The sequence below is a fragment of the Streptomyces sp. WM6386 genome (assembly GCF_000972385.1).
Classification (GTDB): domain Bacteria; phylum Actinomycetota; class Actinomycetes; order Streptomycetales; family Streptomycetaceae; genus Streptomyces.
The window spans coordinates 1-650 of the sequence record NZ_JXTE01000349.1; the positions used below are offsets into that span (position 1 = coordinate 1).

The 650-nt window shown below is 69.8% G+C and carries 2 protein-coding genes; both read left to right on the forward strand.

The genetic code is table 11. The annotated features are described in order from the left end of the window. Window positions 1-120: 120 nt before the first annotated feature. Window positions 121-306, forward strand: coding sequence for an FxLD family lanthipeptide (locus TN53_RS41645; protein ID WP_046264099.1), 186 nt, complete (start codon window positions 121-123; stop codon window positions 304-306). Window positions 307-382: 76 nt separating this feature from the next. Further along, the coding region (locus TN53_RS41650) for a hypothetical protein (RefSeq protein ID WP_046264100.1) at window positions 383-650 on the forward strand (268 nt) is incomplete at its 3' end.

Genomic DNA, 650 nt, shown 5'->3' on the forward strand with positions numbered 1-650 from the left:
GCCCCAGGACGCCGTGCTACGGCGGCACGGGATCGTCACCGCGTCCTGGGCCTGAGACTCCGGGGCCCCGCGAGGGCTCCGGGACCTTGCACCTTCCCCCATCCCCTCAAGGAGGCATGCATGACCGTTCAACTGGAGCGACCTGCCATACCGACGCAACCGGCCGTTGAAGCAGAGCATTTCGCGGACTTCACCCTCGACATCACCATCGTCGAGGGCGGCCCTTCGGCAGACCAGCTCATCCGCATGACGGACGACGGCTGCAACTCCACCTGCGCGACGGCGTGCACGAGCTGCCCGAGCTAGTACCGACCGCATCCATCGCGGTGCCCGGCCGCGCCCGTGGCGCGGCCGGGCACCGCGCAGTCCCCAGGAGGCGCGTATGTACCGCCACGTTGATGCGGCACTGGTCCGGGCATCTGCATGGCATCCCGACCGCCAGATCGTATGGCCGGATCTCACCGGCGCGTTCGCGGACCCAACATCCTGGCGGGCCTGGCTCCAACAGACCTGGTGCGACACCGACTTCGCGGCGGCCGTCAAGGCAGCCAGCCCCGACCTCGCAAACCGGGAGGAACACGTCTGCGCCCACCGGGCGGTACCGGCCCCTGCCATGCGGGGCACGGTGGTCGCCGTGCTGCGCTATCTGC